This window comes from Microbacterium sp. SW12 (assembly GCF_055391095.1).
Window position 1 is genome coordinate 1,509,471 of record NZ_AP024335.1, and the last position, 17,891, is coordinate 1,527,361.

18 protein-coding genes and 1 pseudogene are annotated in these 17,891 nt (G+C 66.7%); all 19 read right to left on the minus strand.

Translation table 11 applies throughout. The features are described 5' to 3' along the window. Positions 1–58: 58 nt before the first annotated feature. Positions 59–967 carry a guanylate kinase gene (gene gmk / locus MICSW_RS07615; protein ID WP_228178723.1) on the minus strand — a complete coding sequence of 303 codons (909 nt, stop codon included), beginning with the start codon at positions 965–967 and terminating at the stop codon, positions 59–61. After that, positions 960–1,814, minus strand: a complete 855-nt coding sequence (pyrF, locus tag MICSW_RS07620) for an orotidine-5'-phosphate decarboxylase (RefSeq protein ID WP_228178725.1) — start codon at positions 1,812–1,814, stop codon at positions 960–962. Before pyrF ends, gmk begins: the two co-directional genes overlap by 8 nt. Next, positions 1,811–5,098, minus strand: a complete 3,288-nt coding sequence (gene carB / locus MICSW_RS07625; protein WP_464494997.1) for a carbamoyl-phosphate synthase large subunit — start codon at positions 5,096–5,098, stop codon at positions 1,811–1,813. Before carB ends, pyrF begins: the two co-directional genes overlap by 4 nt. Continuing rightward, positions 5,091–6,248, minus strand: coding sequence for a glutamine-hydrolyzing carbamoyl-phosphate synthase small subunit (carA, locus tag MICSW_RS07630; RefSeq protein ID WP_228178728.1), 1,158 nt, complete (start codon positions 6,246–6,248; stop codon positions 5,091–5,093). Before carA ends, carB begins: the two co-directional genes overlap by 8 nt. Then, on the minus strand, positions 6,245–6,766 hold the full coding sequence (locus MICSW_RS07635) for a PH-like domain-containing protein (RefSeq protein WP_228178730.1): 522 nt from the start codon (positions 6,764–6,766) through the stop codon (positions 6,245–6,247). The genes carA and MICSW_RS07635 overlap by 4 nt, the downstream gene beginning before the upstream one ends. After that, the gene (locus tag MICSW_RS07640) at positions 6,763–8,073 is read right to left on the minus strand and encodes a dihydroorotase (protein ID WP_228178732.1); all 1,311 of its coding nucleotides are present in this window, start codon (positions 8,071–8,073) and stop codon (positions 6,763–6,765) included. Before MICSW_RS07640 ends, MICSW_RS07635 begins: the two co-directional genes overlap by 4 nt. After that, positions 8,070–9,050: an aspartate carbamoyltransferase catalytic subunit gene (locus tag MICSW_RS07645; protein ID WP_228178733.1), complete on the minus strand. Its 981-nt coding sequence runs from the start codon at positions 9,048–9,050 to the stop codon at positions 8,070–8,072. The genes MICSW_RS07640 and MICSW_RS07645 overlap by 4 nt, the downstream gene beginning before the upstream one ends. After that, the gene (pyrR, locus tag MICSW_RS07650; RefSeq protein ID WP_228178734.1) at positions 9,047–9,577 is read right to left on the minus strand and encodes a bifunctional pyr operon transcriptional regulator/uracil phosphoribosyltransferase PyrR; all 531 of its coding nucleotides are present in this window, start codon (positions 9,575–9,577) and stop codon (positions 9,047–9,049) included. Before pyrR ends, MICSW_RS07645 begins: the two co-directional genes overlap by 4 nt. A 71-nt stretch (positions 9,578–9,648) precedes the next feature. After that, positions 9,649–11,214, minus strand: coding sequence for a Rieske 2Fe-2S domain-containing protein (locus MICSW_RS07655; RefSeq protein WP_228178736.1), 1,566 nt, complete (start codon positions 11,212–11,214; stop codon positions 9,649–9,651). Positions 11,215–11,291: 77 nt separating this feature from the next. Further along, entirely contained in the window at positions 11,292–11,726 is a 435-nt protein-coding gene (gene nusB / locus MICSW_RS07660) for a transcription antitermination factor NusB (RefSeq protein WP_228178737.1), read from the minus strand. Between the two features lie 13 nt (positions 11,727–11,739). Beyond that, positions 11,740–12,300, minus strand: coding sequence for an elongation factor P (gene efp, locus MICSW_RS07665; protein WP_228178738.1), 561 nt, complete (start codon positions 12,298–12,300; stop codon positions 11,740–11,742). A gap of 160 nt (positions 12,301–12,460) precedes the next feature. Beyond that, positions 12,461–13,315, minus strand: a complete 855-nt coding sequence (locus MICSW_RS07670; RefSeq protein ID WP_228178739.1) for a 3-hydroxyacyl-CoA dehydrogenase — start codon at positions 13,313–13,315, stop codon at positions 12,461–12,463. Next, complete coding sequence (locus MICSW_RS07675; RefSeq protein ID WP_464498496.1) at positions 13,312–13,464, minus strand: hypothetical protein; 153 nt, start codon at positions 13,462–13,464, stop codon at positions 13,312–13,314. The genes MICSW_RS07670 and MICSW_RS07675 overlap by 4 nt, the downstream gene beginning before the upstream one ends. Positions 13,465–13,838: 374 nt before the next feature. Then, positions 13,839–13,967: pseudogene (locus MICSW_RS07680) on the minus strand (TetR family transcriptional regulator); the annotation flags it as partial. A gap of 41 nt (positions 13,968–14,008) precedes the next feature. Beyond that, positions 14,009–14,470, minus strand: a complete 462-nt coding sequence (locus MICSW_RS07685) for a type II 3-dehydroquinate dehydratase (protein WP_292726659.1) — start codon at positions 14,468–14,470, stop codon at positions 14,009–14,011. Continuing rightward, the gene (locus tag MICSW_RS07690; RefSeq protein ID WP_292726661.1) at positions 14,467–14,997 is read right to left on the minus strand and encodes a GNAT family N-acetyltransferase; all 531 of its coding nucleotides are present in this window, start codon (positions 14,995–14,997) and stop codon (positions 14,467–14,469) included. The genes MICSW_RS07685 and MICSW_RS07690 overlap by 4 nt, the downstream gene beginning before the upstream one ends. Before the next feature lie 35 nt (positions 14,998–15,032). Further along, positions 15,033–16,109, minus strand: coding sequence for a 3-dehydroquinate synthase (aroB, locus tag MICSW_RS07695; RefSeq protein WP_347424368.1), 1,077 nt, complete (start codon positions 16,107–16,109; stop codon positions 15,033–15,035). Further along, a complete protein-coding gene (locus MICSW_RS07700; RefSeq protein ID WP_228178747.1) occupies positions 16,106–16,657 on the minus strand; it encodes a shikimate kinase in 552 nt (183 codons plus the stop codon). Before MICSW_RS07700 ends, aroB begins: the two co-directional genes overlap by 4 nt. Next, positions 16,644–17,888, minus strand: a complete 1,245-nt coding sequence (aroC, locus tag MICSW_RS07705; RefSeq protein WP_228178748.1) for a chorismate synthase — start codon at positions 17,886–17,888, stop codon at positions 16,644–16,646. The genes MICSW_RS07700 and aroC overlap by 14 nt, the downstream gene beginning before the upstream one ends. Between the last annotated feature and the right edge of the window lie 3 nt (positions 17,889–17,891).

A 17,891-nucleotide genomic window follows, 5' to 3' on the forward strand; every position in this document is an offset into this window, starting at 1 on the left:
CGGAATCCCTTCGCTGGCGACGGATGTCGGTGAGAGGTCTGTGGCGCCGCTGTCGCGCTCAGCGCGCGGGCGCATTCATCAATTCTACGACCTCGCGCGCCGCAACGGCGACGTCGCCGTTCACGACGCGGTAATCGAACTCGTCTTGGGCCGCCAATTCCACCCGTGCCGTGCGCAGGCGTCGCGAACGTTCCTCCGCGTCCTCCGTGCCTCGACCGACCAGTCGGTTGACCAGTTCGTCCCAGCTGGGCGGAAGGAGGAACACCAGCGTCGCGTCGGGCTGGGCCGCGCGAACCTGTCGCGCGCCCTGCAGATCGATCTCGAGCAGAACTGCTTGACCGCGATCGAGAGCTGCGCGGATCGGTGCGCGCGGGGTGCCGTAACGGTACGCGTTGTGCACGGTAGCCCACTCGAGAAGCTCGCCATCGGCGATGAGCCGATCGAACTCGGCATCGTCGACGAAGTAGTAGTGCTCGCCGTCGCGTTCGCCAGGGCGGGGCGGGCGAGTGGTCGCCGAGACTGACAGGTGGATTTCGGGGTGATGAGCGCGGATGTACTGAGCCACCGTTCCCTTGCCGACAGCTGTCGGCCCCGCGAGCACGACCAGCGCCGACCGGTCAGCGCGTGGGCGCGGCTCGGGTACACGGTCATCGAGGAACGCGCGCAGGGCCTGCTGCTGTCGGCGGCCAAGCCCGCCGAGCCGCTTCACCGGGGAGATCTGAAGACGCTCGAGAATTCTGTCCCGCTTTCCGACGCCGATTGCGGGGATCGCGGTGAGGAACTCGGTGACACGCATGGCGCCGGCCGGTGAATGCGGAGCCGCAAGCGCTCGGCTGAGCAACTCCTGGGGGCTGATCACACGAGTGGCGACATCCTGCTTCAGCGAGGCACGCTCCCGTCGCGCGGCGACGGCACGCTGCGATGCTGCGACGCGGTCGACGTCGGGAGGGGCGGGGCGCTCAGTCATGGCTGGTTCGCGGATACAGGGCCGCACGCTCCTCGATGCGCGTCTCCAGGCGGTCCGGTCCGACAGCGAGGATGCTTCGGCTCTCGGACGCGACGACGTTGGTTGCCACATACCCGAACAGCCGCGTCAGATCGGCGGGCTGCGCCCCCTGCGCACCGAAGCCGGGAGCCAGGATGGGCGTTCCGGCGAGGATGACGTCGCGGAGTCCGAAGGCTGCACGGTCGACGGTTGCTCCGACGACCAGCCCCGCCGAACCGAGTGCGCCGGGTAGGCCGATGTTGAGGGAACCGATCTCGCGCGCCACCCGGGCCGCGACGCTCTCGTCGCCGGGAGCCGAGTCATCTCGGGTGAGAGCGGTCTGTACCGGAAGGCCCTCGGGATTGCTGGTCGCAGCGAGAACGAATACGCCCTTCTCTCGGCGGATCGCCGTCGTGATGGTGGCGTAGAGCGAGTCGGGACCCAGGTACGGGCTCAGCGTCACGGCGTCAGCCTCGAGCGGAGATCCGGGCTCGAGCCACGCGGCGGCATAACCGTCCATCGTCGTGCCGATGTCTCCGCGCTTGGCATCGGCGATCACGATCAACCCAGCGCTCCGGGCCGCTGCCAAGATGTCCTCCAGGGCCGCGAATCCCGCCGAGCCGTAGCGCTCGAAGAACGCGACCTGGGGCTTCACGACACCCACGCGACCCGCGCACGCCTCCACCACACGGAGCCCGAACCGGCGCGCTCCGTCAGCGGTGGCATCCAACCCCCACGACTCCAACAGGCTCGCATGCGGGTCGATACCCACACACAGCGGACCGAACTGGCCTAGCGAGTCCCACAGTCGAGCGCCGAACGACCTCACGCGCGCTCAGCCCTCTCGATCGCGTAGTCCTGCAGGCTCTTGACCTCGAAGCCTTCGCGAAGCACCGGGAAGGCACTCACCGCGGCGCCGAGGACCGCCATGGTCGTGAACAGAGCCTTGTCGCCGGCCACAGCGGCGGCACGGATCTCGTATCCATCGGCCCGGGCCATCCCGCCGCTTGGGGTGTTGACCACGATGTCGATGCGTCCCTCGTTGATGAGATCCACGACGTTGGTCTCACCCGAGGCTTGCGTCGCGGAGTACTTGTTCACGACTTCGACGGCGATCCCGTTGCGGGCGAGGATCTCGGCGGTGCCCTCGGTGGCGAGCAGCTCGAATCCGAGCTCCTGCAGCCGGTGGGCGGGGAGGATCACCGCGCGCTTGTCGGCATCCGACACCGAGATGAAGACGGTTCCCGACAGCGGCAGTCCGCCGTATGCAGCGGCCTGGCTCTTCGCGAAAGCCGTCGGAAAGTCGCGGTCGATGCCCATGACCTCGCCGGTAGAGCGCATCTCGGGCCCGAGGACAGAGTCGACGATCTGACCGTCCTTGGTGCGGAAGCGCTTGAAGGGCAGCACGGCTTCCTTGACGGCGACCGGGGCGTCCAGCGGCACACGAGAGCCATCGGATGCCGGCAGCAGCCCCTCGGCGATGAGATCGGCGATCGACGTGCCTGCCATGATGCGGCTGGCCGCCTTCGCGAGCGGGATGCCCAGGGCCTTCGATACGAAGGGAACGGTGCGGCTTGCGCGGGGGTTCGCCTCGATGACGTAGAGCACACCGGCACTGATCGCGAACTGGACGTTGAGGAGGCCCCGGACGCCGACACCGGACGCGATGGCGAGGGTCGCTTCGCGAACGCGATCGATCTCGGTGCGTCCTAGCGAGACCGGTGGCAGGGTGCAGCTGGAGTCGCCGGAGTGGATACCGGCCTCCTCGAGGTGTTCCATCACGCCACCGATGTAGAGCTGGTGGCCGTCGTAGAGCGCGTCGACGTCGATCTCGATGGCATCGTCGAGGAACCGATCGACCAGGAGCGGCATCCCGGGGCCGATGATGGCCTGGTCGGCGATGCGCACGAAGTAGTCGCGCAAGCTGGCGGTGTCGTACACGATCTCCATGCCGCGTCCTCCGAGAACGAAGCTCGGACGAACGAGCACGGGATACCCGATGTCTTCGGCGACGGCAACCGCGCCCTCGACGTCGACGGCGGTGCCGTGGCGCGGTGCGACGAGACCCGCATCAGCCAGGATGCCGCTGAACAGGCTCCGCTCCTCTGCAAGGTCGATCGCGGCTGGGCTCGTGCCGAGGATCGTATAGCCGGCTGCCTCGATGCCCTTGGCCAGCCCCAGCGGGGTCTGCCCGCCGAGCTGGCAGATGACGCCGAGGATCGTGCCCGAGCGCGCCTCGGCGTGCAGCACCTCCAGAACGTCTTCGAGCGTGAGCGGTTCGAAGTAGAGCCGGTCGGAGGTGTCGTAGTCGGTCGACACCGTCTCGGGGTTGCAGTTGACCATGATCGTCTCGAAGCCCGCGTCGCTGAGGGCGAACGAGGCGTGCACGCACGAGTAGTCGAACTCGACGCCCTGACCGATACGGTTCGGTCCCGAGCCGATGATCACGACCTTGGTGCGCTCCGACGGCGTGACCTCGGTCTCAGCGTCATAGCTGGAGTAGTGGTACGGGGTGAGCGCGGGGAACTCGCCGGCGCAGGTGTCGACCGTCTTGTATACGGGCCGGATATCGAGACCGTGGCGGATGCCGCGCGCTTCGGTTTCGGTGATCCCCCGCAACTCAGCGATCTGCGCGTCGCTGAAGCCGTGCTCCTTGGCGATCCGCAGTGTTTCGGCATCCAACTCCCCCGCTCCGGCGATGAATGCCGCGACCTCGTTGATGAGCACGATCTGATCGAGGAACCAGGGGTCCATCGCTGTCGCCTCGAACGCCTGCTCAACGGTCGCGCCCTTGCGGAGGGCCTGCTGGAGGACGACGATACGACCGTCGGTGGGTGTCCGAGCGATCTCGAGCAGCTCCTGGACGCTGCGTTCTTCTGGGCCCCAGTGAAAGCTCGAGCCGCGCTTCTCGAGCGATCGAAGGGCCTTCTGCAAGGCCGTCGCGTAGTTACGGCCGATCGCCATGGCCTCGCCGACGGACTTCATGGTTGTCGTGAGCGTGGTGTCGGCGGCCGGGAACTTCTCGAAGTTGAAGCGCGGCACCTTCACGACGACGTAGTCGAGCGTCGGCTCGAAGCTTGCCGGAGTGACCTTGGTGATGTCGTTGGGGATCTCATCGAGCCGGTAGCCGATGGCGAGCTTGGCGGCGATCTTCGCGATCGGGAAGCCGGTGGCCTTCGACGCCAGCGCCGACGAGCGCGACACGCGGGGGTTCATCTCGATGACGATGATTCGTCCGCTGGCGGGATCGACGGCGAACTGGATGTTGCAGCCCCCGGTGTCGACGCCGACCGCACGGATGATGTCGATGCCGATATCGCGCAGCCGCTGGTACTCGCGGTCGGTGAGGGTCAGCGCCGGCGCAACGGTGATCGAGTCGCCGGTGTGGACGCCGACGGGGTCGACGTTCTCGATCGAGCACACGACCACCGTGTTGTCGGCGGTGTCGCGCATCAGTTCGAGCTCGTACTCCTTCCAACCCAGGATCGACTCCTCGAGCAGCACTTCGTGGGTCGGCGAGTCGTGCAGGCCGGCACCGGCGATGCGGCGCAGGTCTGCCTCGGTGTACGCGAAGCCCGACCCCAGTCCCCCCATCGTGAACGACGGCCGAACGACGAGCGGATAGCCGAGCTCCTCGGCACCCGCGAGCACTTCATCCATCGTGTGACAGATGCGGCTGGCAGCGACATCCGCGCCGGCTTCGATCACGAGCTCCTTGAAGACCTGGCGGTCCTCACCCTTGCGGATCGCGTCCACCTTCGCGCCGATGAGCTCGACGTCGTACTTCTCGAGGATGCCGCGGTCGTGCAGCGCCATGGCGGCGTTGAGTGCCGTCTGACCGCCGAGCGTCGGCAGAATCGCGTCGGGCTTCTCCTTCGCGATGATCGTCTCGATGACTTCGGGGGTGATCGGTTCGATGTAGGTCGCGTCGGCGAAGTCGGGGTCGGTCATGATCGTGGCGGGGTTGGAATTGACCAGGATCACCCGCACGCCTTCGGCGCGGAGTACGCGGCAGGCTTGGGTACCGGAGTAGTCGAACTCGCAGGCCTGGCCGATGACGATCGGGCCGGAGCCGATGACCAGGACGGAGCGGATGTCGTCGCGCTTAGGCATTCGCTTCTTTCGTGCTGAGGTTCGCGCGAACAAGCTCGGCGAACCGGTCGAACAGGTAGTTGGCGTCGTGTGGGCCGGCGGCGGCCTCGGGGTGGTACTGGACCGAGAAGGCCGGGATGTCCAGGGCGCGAAGGCCCTCGACGACCCGGTCGTTGAGCCCGATGTGGCTCACCTCGACGCGCCCGTAACCCTGGGGACTGTCGAACGGTTCATCCAAGGGTGCGTCGACGGCGAAGCCGTGGTTGTGGGCGGTGATCTCGACGCGGCCGGTCTGCTTGTCCAGGACCGGCTGGTTGATGCCCCGATGACCGAACGGCAGTTTGTAGGTGTCGAGGCCGAGGGCGCGGCCGAGCAGCTGGTTGCCGAAGCAGATGCCGAAGAACGGAACCCGATCATCGAGCACGGATCGCAGGAGCGAGACGTGATCCGCAGAGGCCGATGGGTCACCCGGGCCGTTCGAATAGAAGACCCCGACCGGGTCGATCGCGCGGATGTCGTCGATCGTGGCATCCTGCGGCAGCACGTGGACGTCGAACCCACGGGCGGCGAGGTTCTCGATCGTCGCCTTCTTGATACCGAGGTCGATGACCGCGAGAGACCCGAGCCTCTCCCCCGTCGCCGGGGTGATCTCCGCGGCCGTCACCGAGACGGATGCCGAGAGGTTCTGGCCGGCCATCAGCGGCGCTTCCCGCACCAGGCGTAGCTGTTCCTCGGCGTCCAGGGATGCAGCGTCTCCGGAGAAGACGCCACCGCGCATCGACCCGACCGACCGGATGTGACGGGTAACCGCGCGGGTATCGATTCCGCTGATCCCCACGATGCCGTCGCGTTCGAGTGCTTCGTCGAGGGATTCATCGGCTCGCCAGTTCGACACGACGCGCGAGGGATCGCGGACGATGTAGCCGGCGACCCAGATCCGGCGCGACTCGGGGTCCTCGTCGTTCATTCCCGTATTGCCGATGTGGGGCGCGGTCTGCAGCACGATCTGACCCGCGTAGGACGGGTCTGTGAGGGTCTCCTGGTAGCCGGTCATGCCGGTCGCGAAGACGACCTCGCCCAGAGTCACGCCGCGCGCCCCATAGGCGCGCCCACGGAATCGGGTTCCGTCCTCGAGGACGAGCACGGCGGGATCGGTGGTGAACAAGCTCATTCGGAATCTCCGGTTGCGGTGGAGGGGTCGGTGGCATCGGCGAGCGGCGCGAGGGCGTCGGCCAGCTGTCTGGCCGAGGTGTCGCGGGGGCGAAGGTAGGTGTCGACGACCACGCCGGTGTCGGCGAGCCAGCTCAGACGCACGAGGCCGTCCTTCTCGACGACACGATCGATCGTGAGGGTGGCCTGTGTGACGGCGGTGATCCTGTCAGCCGGGATGGTGATTCGCGGCTGGTTGGTCAGGTCCAGCGCGACAGCGGCATCCGTCACGGTGACAGTCACCGGTGATCGGAAACCGAGGCCCGGGGCAGCGATCCGTTCCAGCGGAGCATCGTGGACCGTGGTCGCGACGTAGAGCGCGTCTATCGTCTCGCGGGGTACGTCCGCAGCGTTCAGCTCGGCTGGCTGGATGAGGGGGGTCCGATCGCGACGGGCACGTCGCACCCAGCCCCAGGCGGCGAGTCCCAGCAGCACCACGGCCACCGCGACCATCACGAGGACGGCGGCCTCGCGGGTCATGACACCACCCCCGGCGTCTCGAGAAGAGCTCCGTCAGCCACGGTCACGGTGCCCCGGTTGATCGTCCAGCGGATCTCGCCAGGCAGTTCTTCGCCGAGGTAGGGCGAGTTACGGCTGCGCCCGCGAAGATCATCGACCGAGAAGGTGGTTTTCGGCGCCGGGTCGTAGAGCGTGAACGATGCCGGGTTGCCCGCCGCCACGGGAGTGCCGTGCCCGCTGAGGCTCCCGATCCGCGCCGGCGCTGCCGACATCGCGCGCGCGACATCCGTCCACGTCATCCGACCGGTGTCGACCATCGTCCTGTGCACGACACGGAGGGCGCTTTCCAGACCGACCATCCCGTGGGATGCCGCCTGCCATTCACACGCCTTTGTCTCGCTCGGGTGCGGCGCATGGTCGGTTGCCACGATGTCGATCGTTCCGTCGGCAAGGCCTTCGCGCACGGCTTCGACATCCTCGGCGGTGCGAAGGGGCGGGTTGACCTTGAACCGCGCGTCATAGCCGCGAACGCGATCCTCGGTGAGCAGCAGGTGGTGCGGGGTCACCTCGGCAGTGACATCGATTCCGCGTTTCTTGGCCCAGCGGATGATGTCGACAGACCCCGCCGTCGAGAGGTGACAGACGTGCAGGCGCGACCCGACGTGCTCTGCCAGCAGCACGTCCCGGGCGATGATGGCCTCCTCGGCGACAGCCGGCCATCCCGCCAGGCCGAGTTCGGCCGAGACCACACCCTCGTTCATCTGCGCGCCTTCGGTCAAGCGCGGGTCTTGCGCGTGCTGGGCGATGACGCCGCCGAATGCCTTGACGTACTCGAGGGCGCGCCTCATGATCACGGGATCCCAGACGCAGAACCCGTCGTCGCTGAACACACGGACCCGGGCCCGGGAGGTAGCCATGGCGCCGAGCTCCGCGAGCCGCTCTCCCTTCTGGCCGACGGTGACGGCCCCGATGGGCTGGACGGTGACGTAGCCGGCGGCCTCGCCGAGTGCCAGCTCCTGTTCGACAACTCCGGCGGTGTCGGCAACCGGGGACGTGTTGGGCATCGTGAAGACCGTGGTGAAGCCTCCGGCAGCTGCTGCGCGCGAACCGGTGAAGATCGTTTCGGATGCCTCGAAGCCCGGCTCGCGGAAGTGCACGTGAAGGTCGACCAGTCCGGGAAGTGCGATGAGGCCCGACGCGTCGATCACGCGCGCGCCGGGCTTGTCCAGCGCGGAGCCTGTCTCGACGATCATGCCGTCTTGCACGAGCAGATCTGTGCGGGTGCCGTCCACGAGCTCGGCGCCGCGAACCAGGAGGACCTCGGTCATGCTCGTTCCTCCCCTGTCGTTGTCGTCGCTGTGGTTGTCGTCGAACCCGCCAGCAGCAGGTAGAGCACCGCCATCCTGACCGACACGCCGTTGGCTACCTGTTCCAGGACTGTCGATTGAGCCGAGTCGGCGGCTTCGGCGGAGATTTCGAGCCCACGATTCATGGGGCCCGGGTGCATCACAATGCTATCGGCGCCGAGGGCCGCGAGCCGCCGTGCGTCAAAGCCCCAGCGCCTCGCGTACTCCCGCTCGCTCGGGAAATGCGCTGCGTTCATGCGCTCCAGCTGGATGCGCAGCAGCATCAGCACGTCGGGAGCTGCTGCTATAGCTTCGTCGAGGTCGTAGATGACGTGAGCGGGCCAGGCCGATACATCCTGCGGCACGAGCGTCGGCGGAGCGACGAGGGTAACGTGCGCTCCCAGCGTGTGCAGCAGCCACATGTTCGAGCGCGCCACGCGGGAATGGAGCACATCGCCCACGATCGCGACCCGGGTGCCGGCGAGATCCCGGCCACGACTGTCATCGCCGTAGAGACGCTTGCGCATCGTAAACGCGTCGAGCAGCGCCTGCGTGGGATGCTCGTGGGTTCCGTCGCCGGCGTTCACGACGCCCGCACTGATCCAGCCGCTCGTGGCGAGGGTGTGCGGCGCGCCGGATGCTCCGTGGCGGATGACGACGGCATCCGCGCCCATCGCTTGGAGCGTCTGTGCGGTGTCCTGCAGGGACTCGCCTTTCGAGACCGACGAGCCCTTGGCTGCGAAGTTGATGACATCGGCTGACAGGCGCTTGGCAGCCGCCTCGAAGGAGATGCGAGTGCGAGTCGAGTCCTCGAAGAAGAGGTTCACGACGGTCTTGCCGCGCAGGGTCGGCAGCTTCTTGACCTCTCGGCGTTGCGTGTCCGACATGTCTTCGGCGGTGTCGAGGATACGAAGCGCGTCGGCCCGGCTGAGGGTCGCTGTGTCGAGCAGGTGTCTCATGATCGGATGCTCACCTCGTCCTCGCCGTCGATCTCGCGAAGGCGGACCGCCACGTGCTCCGATCTGGAGCTCGGCAGGTTTTTGCCCACGAAGTCCGGCCGGATCGGCAGCTCGCGGTGTCCGCGGTCCACGAGGATCGCGAGGCGCACTGCTGCTGGCCTGCCGATGTCTTGCAGGGCATCGAGCGCTGCGCGGATGCTCCGCCCCGAAAAGAGCACGTCGTCGACGAGCACGACGGTCTTCCCGTCGATGCCCGAGTCCGGGATGCGTGTGGGGTGGGGCGTCCGCGTCGGATTGCGGTGCAGGTCGTCGCGGTACATCGTGACGTCGAGTGAGCCGACGGGCACCGCTTGGCCGGTGAAGCCGCTGATCAGCGCAGCGATGCGCTCTGCCAGCGGCACGCCGCGGGTCGGGATGCCGAGGAGGACGAGCTCGCCGGCACCGCGATTGGATTCGATGATCTCGTGAGAGATTCTCGTCAGAGCGCGTGAGATGTCGGCATCCTGCATGACTGCGCGGGTGCTCATCGTCGCTCCCTTCTCCGCCTCACAGGACGGTGTTAAAGGTTGCTGTAGTCCGAGCCTACCGGAAGCGCTCGTCAGGGAATCGCAGGCGCGTCAGCCGTCTCGATGATCCGCTGTGACCGGATGGGATGCCCCGTCGTGGTGAGACACTTGCCGCTGGCAAGATCCCACTTCCAGTCGTGCAGGGAACAGGTCAGTACGCCGTCCTCGATCTTGCCGGTCTTGGTGAGGTCGGCCCGGAGGTGCGGGCAACGGCGCTGCACGACCCAGTCCTCGAGCTGCACATCCTCGGTCTGATCTGACTGCTCCGCGTACCAGTTCTCGACGTACTCGATGCGGTCACGCGACAGACACTTGAGGAACGTGGTGAGAAACTCGTTGAATTTGCCGCTGCGACCGACCGAGAACTGCATCGAGAGGAAGATCGAGTTGGACCAGTCGATCTCGTGGTCGGCGATATTGGTCGAGACGAGGTCAGCCGGAATCGTGTACCAGTAGATGCACTCCTCCCCCGCGTACTCGCGAACCTTCGCCTTGGGGAAGTCGACGACCATATCGAGTTCGCCGATGCGGAACCGGACGTTGCCACCGACGCCATCGCGGATCGTCCGGGCCCGCCGCAGGAGCGGCTCCCACCATTCCTTGATCGCCGCGAGCATTTCCTGCGGCGGGAGTACTGTCGCACGCCGCGACTCCTCGGCGCGGACCTCGTCCTGCCGACTGTCGCGCTGCTCGGCGAGGTAGGTCCACTTGTCGTGGAAGATGCGCTCGATCTCGGCATCGGTGTACAGCGTCTGGGTGATCGTCACGTCGGAGCCCACGATGTCGACTTGGGTTCCGGGGATGAAGAGGTGACCCGCCTTGTCAGGCCGCTCCGCGCGCAGGTGCTCGAGGAACTCTGCCTGATCGGTGAAGATCGAATCGTTCTCAAGCCCGGTGCCGTTGTAGCGGAACAACTCTTCGCGCAAGAACATCGGCGGTCCCGCCATCGGGAAGACATGCCCGGCGTCGACCTTGTCGATGTAGTACATCGCGCGCTTGTTCTGCGCGTCGCGCTTGAGCTGCGCGAAGTGTTGCTTCGAATCCTGCGGCAGGTCGTAGACCATGGGCCACCAGATGGCTCCGGAGACTTGGGTGAAGTACGCGTCCGGGCGACCGAAGGCGAGCAGCTTCTCGAGGTCCAGCGGATGCGAGTCGTTCTGGTTCAGGATGCTGGCGGTGCCGTCGTCCACCGACAGCGACGAGTCCCCGATCGGGCCGTCGGAGGGGGCGCGCAGCGGCGTGATCATGAGCGTCATCTCACCGAACGTCACCGGGACGCCGGCTTCCGTGCGGACGATGTTCGTGTAGCCGAGGTCGATCAGGTCGCGTTCGAGGTCATCTGTCGGATACTCCGGCAACAGCACGGGGATGTCGCGGCGGACGTACCGGTGCAGCATCCGGGGATCGAAATGATCGCGATGCCGGTGAGAGATGTAGAGGAAGTCAGCGGCGCCGAAACGCTCCCAATCCAACCCCCGGTTGTCAGGGAACGGGAACCAGGATCCGAAGAACGACGGCCCGATGACCGGGTCGCACAGGATCGAACCTCCCGTGGTCTCGATGAACATGCCGGCATGTCCGAGTCCGGTGATGCGCATGGACGCTCCTCTCCCGAGACGAGTGTAGGCGGCTCCTGCGCGTCGGCAGTGGGATCACGCCGTGCAAATGCGGCGGGTCAGTCGAGCTTTCCCGTGGCAGTCTCGCCCCCGCGCGCCACACGACCGAGCACACCGTGCACGAACGCGCCGGAGTCGTCGGTCGAGAACTCCTTCGCGAGTTCCACCGCCTCATCGATCGCGACGGCGGCGGGAACGCCGTCGTTGTAGACGATCTCCCACGTGCCGATGCGCAACAACGCGCGGTCGACGGCCGGCATTCGGACAAGCGTCCAGCCCTTCGCGGCGGCCGTGATCGCCTCGTCGATCGCCGGCGCATTGTCGATCACACCGTCGACGATTTCACGGGCGTACAGCCACGACGCCTCGCGCGCCGGTTCGGACGCGGCGCGACGGGCTTCTGCGGCAAGTGTCAGCGCGACATCCTCACCGCGGACGTCAGCTTGGAACAGGATGTCCAGCGCACGCTTGCGCGCCTTCGAACGTGCACTCATCGGTGCTGTCGCGTCAGTTGACGCGGCCGAGGTAGTCACCCGTCCGGGTGTCGACCTTGACCTTCGTGCCGGTCTCGAGGAACAGCGGGACCTGGATCTCGTAGCCCGTCTCGACGGTTGCAGGCTTTGTGCCGGCCGACGAGCGGTCGCCCTGCAGACCCGGCTCGGTGTAGGTGATCTCGAGCACAACGGATGCCGGCAGGTCGAGGTAGAGCGCGGTGCCGTTGTTCATCGCGATGGTGACCTGCTGGTTCTCGAGCATGAAGTTCGCCGCGTCGCCGACGGTGGCGGCGGGCACGTTGATCTGGTCGTAGTCGGTCTGGTCCATGAACACGAAGCTGTCGCCGTCGTTGTACAGGTAGGTGTAGTCGCGGCGGTCGACGTTCTCGATCTCGATCTTGGCGCCGGCGTTGAAGGTCTTGTCGACGACCTTGCCGGTCAGGACGTTCTTGAGCTTGGTGCGCACGAATGCGCCGCCCTTGCCCGGCTTGACGTGCTGGAACTCCACGACGCTCCAGAGCTGTCCATCGATGTTGAGGACGACGCCGTTCTTGATGTCTGCGGTGGATGCCATGGGAGGAGGTTCCGTTCTTGGGTTTCCGAGGGACACTGAACTCGTCGAGGCAGGTCCGACGCACGATTCTACGGGATCGGCCGGCACGCACCGTCGCCCATGGAGGAGGCAGCGGTACGCGGCCGGCGAAATGCCGGACCGCATACCTGCCGCATCCGGTTCACGCGTACTTGTAGAAGCCCTCGCCGGTGGCAACGCCGAGCTTGCCTTGATCGATGTAGGTCTCTTTCAGCCATGTGGCGAGCTTCTCGTCTCCCGTCGAGCTGTGCGTCAAGATGTTGTACGGCGTGGTGAGTCCGATCACATCGAGAATCTGCAGCGGTCCCAGGGGTGCACCGGTCGCGATGCGCCACGTCTTGTCGATGTCCTCGACCGAGGCGTAGCCGCCGGCGGCGAGGCCCATACCTGCGTTCAGCAGCGGGACGAGAAGAGTGTTGAGAACGTAGCCGGCCTTCTCCTTGTGAATCGCGATGGGCACCATGCCGATCTCGGTGGCGAATTCCTCGACGGTGGCGAAGACGGCGGGATCGGTCTGCGTCGTGCCCATCACCTCGGCCGTATTGAATTTCCACACTCTGTTCGCGAAGTGCAGCGCAAGGAAGCGATCCGGCCGTCCGGTGAACTCGACCATGTCGGAGGGCAGCAGTGTCGACGAGTTGGTCGCGAAGATCGTTTTCGCCGGCGCCAGCTCGCCGAGCCTGGTGTACACGTCACGCTTGAGGTCCAGTACCTCGGGTACGGCCTCGATGACGAGGTCGGCTTGGGCTGCGGCGTCAAGGTCGGTGGAGAGCGTCAGACGCATCAGCGCGAGGTCGGCTTTACCGTCCTCGGCAGCACCGGGAACCTCGGCGCGGTACGTGGCGGCGAGGTGGGCGAAGCGTTCCCGTGCCGCGGCTAGCGCGTCATCGCTGATGTCATAAGCGGTCACGGCGAATCCGCTGTACGCGGTCTGGAACGCGATCTGCGAACCGAGGACGCCTGTGCCCAGGACGGCGACAGTGGTGATGTCGGTCATGATTCCTTCTCTCCAGCGGGGATCGCCCGCTCGGCTGTGCGCGGCACATCGGCTGCGCGGATGGTGCGCCGGTCCCAGCCGGCGACGATCTGCTCGATCTGTATCTGCAGCTGCGCGGCGAGGAGGTCACCGCCGGTGCTCGCGCGCACAAGAACGACATGCGCGCAGGCGAACACGGCGCGCGCAGCGCTATACGCGTCATCGGGAGGGGTCTCCCCCGCGAGCAGACGGGCGATTCCCCCTCGAGGTCGGCGACGATGGCGAGTCCCTCGGCGCGATGCGGATCCGCCTCCCCGCCGAACATGAGCTCGCGCTGATACGCAGCAGTGTCGGCAGGGCGAGCGGCAGCCGCCGCAAGCGTGGGCGCCAGCGCAGTCCAGATCGCGGCCGTCGGGGGCCAGACGCCGGCGGCCTCGGCCAGACCGCGCTCGACGCAGGCTCGAAAGTCCGCGTTGAACACCATCAGCAGCAACTCCGCCTTCGTCGCCGCGTACCGAAAGACAGTTCCCGCGGCGACGTCAGCATGTTCGGCTATCTGCTGGGTCGTCACCTCGGCGTAACCGTGCTCCGCAAATAGGGTACGTGCGGCGGTGAAGATGCGCGCACGCTTCTGGAGCTTGCTGCGTTCTCGGCGGCCTTGTTCTGCGGTCATAATGAGTAGCCTCAGAAATGAGTCTACTCATTATTCGTCCGTCAGCCGTCGGCGTGGCCGGCGATGATGTCGATCAGCAGATCGGTCGCACGTGCGTAGCCGGTCACACCTTCGCCCACCACGTGGACGGCGGCGATGTCGCGGATGTACGAATAGTGACGGAATTCCTCGCGTGCGTACACGTCCGAGATGTGGACCTCGGCGACCGGCAGCGCGACGCCCGACAGCGCATCACGCAGGGATACCGACGTGTGCGTCAGCCCGCCGGGGTTGATCACGATTCCGGCGCAATCCGCTCGCGCTGCGTGGACGGCATCGATGAGGACACCCTCGTGGTTGGACTGCAGTGCACGTACGTCGAAACCGGATGCCGCAGCGGTGCGCGAGACGAGTGCTTCGACATCCTCGAGCGTCTCGTGCCCATAGACGTCGGGTTCTCGTGTGCCCAGAAGATTGAGGTTCGGTCCATTGAGCAACAGCAGCCGGCGAGGAGGAGACGTCACAGTGGCAACTCTATTGCCCGCTGCATCTCGATCTCCGGCCCGATCGCGCTCACGAAACCGACGCCCGTGCGGGCGAACCCGAGCCGCGCATAGGCTCGCTGCGCCCTCACGTTGTCGCGGTGCACATCCAGCGTCAGAGCCTTGTGCCCGCGCGCTCCGACCCACACCGACACCGCGTCGACGAGATCTGAGAGAACCCCCTGCCCGCGGTGGGCGGGGTCGATGTAGACGCCGACGATATCAGCACGCGGGTAGCTGAGGACACGGCCGAGGTGGTCGGTTTCGCCGACGGCGCGGAGCAGGACTGTGGCTGTGCCGATCCAGCGGTCACCCCGAGTGACAGCGACGAACTGCGCGCCGTTCTCGCCCAGGGCGCCGCCGGCGGTCCTGTCCCGCCAGAAGGAATCGTCCCGGGCGAGCTCATCGGCCTGGCTCGTGAGGAATGCGAGCGGGGCATCCGGATCGCCGGTCGCGCGGATCCGCAGCTCGCGAACTGCCGCCCACTCGTGCAGGCGAACGCGTCGCACCTCGTGTCGCGAGGCGAGACCGTGCCCGCCTGTCACTATTGGGCGACCTCTTGGTAGGCCGCGAAAAGGAGCGACTCGTCGGGGGCCTGCAACACCGTCGGACGCGCGATGTCGTCGAGGACGATGAAGCGCAACATGCTCCCCCGCGTCTTCTTGTCGCGTTGCATCGTCGAGAGCAGCTGCTGCCATGCGCCCGCTCGATAGGTGGTGGGCAGACCGAGCGAGGTCAGGATGTCGCGGTGTCGCTGGGCGGCATCGTCGGAAAGGCGCCCGGCAAGCCGAGAGAGTTCAGCGGCGAACACCATGCCGATCGAGATCGCGGCCCCGTGGCGCCACTGATACCGCTCGGTGTGCTCGATGGCGTGACCGAGGGTGTGACCGTAGTTGAGGACCTCGCGAAGGCCGGCCTCGCGCAGGTCCTCGGAGACCACTCGCGCCTTCATCCCGATCGCCAGCTCGATACACCGTCGGAACGATGCGGATGCCGGATCTGTGGCGGCATCCGGGTCCTGCTCGATCAGCTCGAGGATCTCCGGATGCCAGATGAAGCCGGCCTTCACGACTTCGGCGAATCCCGCGACGGTCTCGTTGCGGGAGAGCGTTTCGAGGAGGTCGAGGTCGCAGACGACGGCGGTCGGTGGCCAGAAGGCGCCCACCAGGTTCTTTCCTTCGGCCGTGTTGATGCCGGTCTTTCCGCCGACCGCCGCGTCGACCATGCCGAGTACCGTCGTCGGGATCTGGACCACGGCCACCCCGCGCAGCCAGGTCGCCGCGACGAAGCCCGCGAGATCAGTGACCGCTCCCCCGCCGAAGCCGACGACGGCATCGGTGCGAGTGAAGTTCGCCTGCCCCATCACCTGCCAGCAGAACGCGGCTACCTCGACGCGCTTGCCGGCCTCGGCGTCGGGCACCTCGGCGAGAAGCACCTGTCGCTCCCCTTGAAGGCGTCCTCGGAGTTCCTCGGCCTGTGCTGACAGTGTCGGCGGGTGCACGATGAGTACCCGCTGGGCGGCTGCCGGGAGGGCCTGCGCAACCGAATCCAGGATGCCGCGCCCGATCGTGATGTCGTAGGGGTTGTCGCCGGTGACGGCGATCGTCGTCGGAGGGGTCATGACTGTTCCTTCGCGGTGTCGCATGGTTCGGATGACGCTGCACGCGGGCGTGCCCAAGCGACGATCTCGTCCACAACGTGCTGCAGGGGGCCGGTCGAGGTGTCGATCGTGATGTCGGCGACGCTCTCATACAGGGGACGACGCTCCTGCCAGATGCGCCGCCACCGCTCCATGGGGTCCTCACCAGTCAGGAGCGGGCGCGCGGTTCCCTGAATCCGCCCCGCCACGACGCGAGGGTCGACAGTGAGCATCACGACATCGCATGTCGCCAGATCCGCACGAGTGTCGGCATTCAACACTGCACCGCCGCCGAGCGACACGACAACACCGCCCCACCCAAGGGCGTTCTGGATTGCCTCACGCTCCCAGGCACGGAACGTCGACTCGCCGTGGGTTTCGAAGATCTGCTCAATCGGCCCATGCTCGCGCTGGATCACGGCATCCGTGTCGATGAACCTGATGCCCAACGCTTTGGCAACGCGACGGCCGATGCTCGTCTTTCCCGCCCCCATGGGGCCGACCAGAACGAGCGGGCTAGTGGGAGCCATCGCCGGTGAGAACCGCGGCATCCAGCAGCGAGTCGTCGCTTTCCGCGCTCGTTCGCAGCGTTCCAGGAATCGCGTCGAGGTAGGACTGCAGGTTGCGTCGTGTCTCAGCGACACTGTCGCCGCCGAACTTCTCAAGCACGACATCAGCGAGCACGAGGGCCGTCATGGCTTCAGCGACCACGCCGGCTGCCGGGACCGCGCACACGTCCGAACGCTGGTGGTGCGCGCTGGCGGTCTCGCCGGAGGCGACGTCCACAGTCCGAAGCGCGTGCGGAACCGTGGCAATCGGCTTCATGCCGGCCCGGACCCGAAGCACCGTGCCGGTAGACATGCCGCCTTCGGTGCCTCCGGCGCGATCGGTGGCCCGGGCGATGCCGCCGTCGGTGGCGAACAGTTCGTCGTGGGCTTCCGAGCCCCGCCGCCGCGTGGTCAGGAATCCATCGCCGACCTCGACGCCCTTGATCGCCTGAATGCTCATGAGCGCTTGCGCTAGCTTGCCGTCGAGCCGGCGATCCCAGTGCACGTGGCTGCCGAGCCCCGGGGGGAGCCCGAACGCGAGCACCTCGACGACACCGCCGAGGGTGTCGCCGGCTTTCCGTGCGTCATCGACTTCGGCAACCATCCGCGCTGAGGTCTCCGGATCGAAGCAGCGCATCAGGTCGGCATCCAGTGCCTCCACGTCATCCGGCGTGGGCAGCGGAGCGTCCCGGGGAGCTTCGACCGGGCCGATACCCACCGTGTGAGAGACAAGACGGATGCCGAGCTCTGCCAGGAACGCGCGGGCGATGGCTCCGAGCGCGACCCGAGCAGCAGTCTCGCGGGCGCTTGCGCGCTCCAAGATGGGCCGTGCCTCATCGAAGCCGTACTTCTGCATCCCGACCAGGTCGGCGTGGCCGGGGCGAGGACGGGTCAGTGCTGCTCCCCGACCGCGCGACCTCTCGGTCAGTTCGACGGGCTCAGCGCTCATGACCTCGACCCACTTGGGCCACTCGGTGTTGGCGATACGCAGCGCGATCGGGCTGCCCAGGCTCAGGCCGTGCACGACGCCGCTGGAGATCGTGAGTTCGTCTTCTTCGAACTTCATGCGGGATCCGCGCCCGTATCCCAGCTTGCGACGAGCAAGGTCGGCCTGGATCTCTGAACGGGAAACGGGCACACCGGAGGGAAGACCCTCCATGACGGCAACCAGTTCGGGGCCGTGCGATTCGCCGGCCGTGAGCACGCGGAGCATTGG

What these genes read in the sequence shown, in the direction of transcription:
- aroB (WP_347424368.1), bottom strand. Translation starts at nt 16,109, where the DNA reads ATGACCCCTCCGACGACGATCGCCGTCACCGGCGACAACCCCTACGAC.
- MICSW_RS07640 (WP_228178732.1), bottom strand. Translation starts at nt 8,073, where the DNA reads ATGACCGAGGTCCTCCTGGTTCGCGGCGCCGAGCTCGTGGACGGCACC.
- efp (WP_228178738.1), bottom strand. Translation starts at nt 12,300, where the DNA reads ATGGCATCCACCGCAGACATCAAGAACGGCGTCGTCCTCAACATCGAT.
- MICSW_RS07635 (WP_228178730.1), bottom strand. Translation starts at nt 6,766, where the DNA reads ATGACCCGCGAGGCCGCCGTCCTCGTGATGGTCGCGGTGGCCGTGGTG.
- MICSW_RS07645 (WP_228178733.1), bottom strand. Translation starts at nt 9,050, where the DNA reads ATGAGACACCTGCTCGACACAGCGACCCTCAGCCGGGCCGACGCGCTT.
- carB (WP_464494997.1), bottom strand. Translation starts at nt 5,098, where the DNA reads ATGCCTAAGCGCGACGACATCCGCTCCGTCCTGGTCATCGGCTCCGGC.
- gmk (WP_228178723.1), bottom strand. Translation starts at nt 967, where the DNA reads ATGACTGAGCGCCCCGCCCCTCCCGACGTCGACCGCGTCGCAGCATCG.
- nusB (WP_228178737.1), bottom strand. Translation starts at nt 11,726, where the DNA reads ATGAGTGCACGTTCGAAGGCGCGCAAGCGTGCGCTGGACATCCTGTTC.
- MICSW_RS07670 (WP_228178739.1), bottom strand. Translation starts at nt 13,315, where the DNA reads ATGACCGACATCACCACTGTCGCCGTCCTGGGCACAGGCGTCCTCGGT.
- pyrR (WP_228178734.1), bottom strand. Translation starts at nt 9,577, where the DNA reads ATGAGCACCCGCGCAGTCATGCAGGATGCCGACATCTCACGCGCTCTG.
- aroC (WP_228178748.1), bottom strand. Translation starts at nt 17,888, where the DNA reads ATGCTCCGCGTGCTCACGGCCGGCGAATCGCACGGCCCCGAACTGGTT.
- MICSW_RS07655 (WP_228178736.1), bottom strand. Translation starts at nt 11,214, where the DNA reads ATGCGCATCACCGGACTCGGACATGCCGGCATGTTCATCGAGACCACG.
- carA (WP_228178728.1), bottom strand. Translation starts at nt 6,248, where the DNA reads ATGAGCTTGTTCACCACCGATCCCGCCGTGCTCGTCCTCGAGGACGGA.
- MICSW_RS07700 (WP_228178747.1), bottom strand. Translation starts at nt 16,657, where the DNA reads ATGGCTCCCACTAGCCCGCTCGTTCTGGTCGGCCCCATGGGGGCGGGA.